The sequence below is a fragment of the Cryobacterium sp. MLB-32 genome, from assembly GCF_000738085.1.
In the GTDB taxonomy this organism is placed as follows: Bacteria; Actinomycetota; Actinomycetes; order Actinomycetales; family Microbacteriaceae; genus Cryobacterium.
In genome coordinates this window covers 1-1,650 of record NZ_JPRS01000624.1, presented here as the reverse complement: position 1 = coordinate 1,650, position 1,650 = coordinate 1, and the positions used below count along the sequence as shown (strand labels likewise).

The following is a 1,650-nucleotide window of genomic DNA, read 5'->3' as shown; positions in this document are numbered from 1 at the left end:
TCTATGACGGCTACGCCTTCGCCGGCGATGTGGTTGTCCGGGCCAACAACGTGACGATCCGTAACTCCGTCGTGAACGGCCGGATTGCTATTGATCTGCCGTACTCCGGGCTGCTCATGCAGCGCATCGAGATCGTCGGTCCTGGCCCGGGCTATGTCTCGAAATATCCCGGGCTGGGCTTCGTCAACTTCACCTGTGACGCCTGTGACATTCACGGATGGGGTGATGGCATGATGACCAACGGGAACGCGACAATCACGAACTCCTGGATTCACGACATCGCCGCGTCGGGCGAGTCGCACAATCAGGCGATCTTGAGCCTGGGTGGGCCGAACATCACGATCACGAACAACCGCTTGACCGGTGGGCCGGCGTACAACTTCACCGCGGCAGTCTCACTGTTGAATCAGGGCAGTGCCTTCACGAATACTCTCGTGCAGGGCAACCTGTTTGACGGTGGTGGCTACTGCGTGTACGCGGGTGGCGAGCCGAAGGGCAACGCGGCACGCCCCTCGTCGAACGTCCGTTTTCTGGATAACACCTTCGGAAACGCACTGTATGCGAAGTGCGGTTCGTATGGGGCGGTGACCGCGTTCGACTCATCGGGTGCTGGCAACCAGTGGGTGAACAACCGCTGGTTGGACGGAACGATCGTTCCTCCGGCGCTCTAAAGTCACCAAGGCGCGCTTGAGCGCGCGGTAAAGATAGTCCGCTGCCTCTGGACGTACGTTCGTGCTGCGGAGCATCTTCATCATGACCGACCGACAGGAAGACCTTGTGGTTCAGCAGATCAGCCCCGCGCGGATCGGTATCGGTTCCACTGAAGTAGGTGACGTCACAGCCGGTCTTCTCCATGAATCGCACCAGGGGACTCGCTGGCGAAATGACTCGCCTCCTTGCGCACGATGAAGGTGATGCGGCTGCTCCCGTCGGTGTCAGCACTCGATTGAGCAATATTCATTATTAACCATTGACTTACCCGAATGGGGGCGTATCGTTAAATTATTCATTGGCCCCCTACGGTTACATAGCTCCGCATGAACCGTCCGCGTGCGCCACTCGAAACAAGTTAATGATCTCTGTAACAGCACGCCCACAACTGAAAACTTCTCATTCACCACATGCCACACCACCTTGGCATATCAAGTCGGCAATCGCTCTGATTACCGCATGCGCCCTCATTCTCATCGGGGTAACTACCTCTTCGTCCGTCGCCGTCGCTGCAACGTCCGTTTCACTCTTCGGCTCTGAGACTCCTGTCGCCGCCGCTTCCGGAGACAGCGGAGCGGTTGAACTGGGAGTAGCGTTCACGTCGTCCCAGGCCGGCTCTGCCACGGGTATCCGCTTCTTCAAAGGCACCGGCAACAACGGCACCCACGTCGGCCATCTCTGGACATCGGGAGGAACCCAGCTCGCCTCGGTCACCTTCACCGGGGAGACCGCCACCGGCTGGCAGACCGCGACTTTGGCCACCCCAATCGCATTGACAGCCGGCACAACCTACGTCGTGTCCTATTTCGCCCCACAGGGTCATTACTCCTACACGTCCCCGTACTTCACCTCGACCAAGACCAGCGGCCCGCTGAGCGCATCGACGGCAAACGGACGCTACTTCTACGGAGCATCCGGCGGATTCCCCACGTCCTCCTG

Annotated in this window: 2 protein-coding genes and 1 pseudogene; 2 read left to right on the top strand and 1 reads right to left on the bottom strand. The window is 59.2% G+C overall.

Annotated elements, in window-relative coordinates; all coding sequences use genetic code 11:
• The coding region (locus JF66_RS23970) for a hypothetical protein (protein ID WP_035880769.1) at positions 1 to 671 on the top strand (671 nt) is incomplete at its 5' end.
• 115 nt (positions 672 to 786) lie between these two features.
• Here the strand turns inward: JF66_RS23970 and JF66_RS25500 are convergent.
• Positions 787 to 855 (bottom strand): annotated as a pseudogene (locus JF66_RS25500) (hypothetical protein); the annotation flags it as partial.
• Between the two features lie 217 nt (positions 856 to 1,072).
• Here JF66_RS25500 and JF66_RS20440 point away from each other — a divergent pair.
• Positions 1,073 to 1,650 (top strand): DUF4082 domain-containing protein (locus JF66_RS20440; RefSeq protein ID WP_035880767.1); only part of this gene is annotated, 578 nt, incomplete at its 3' end.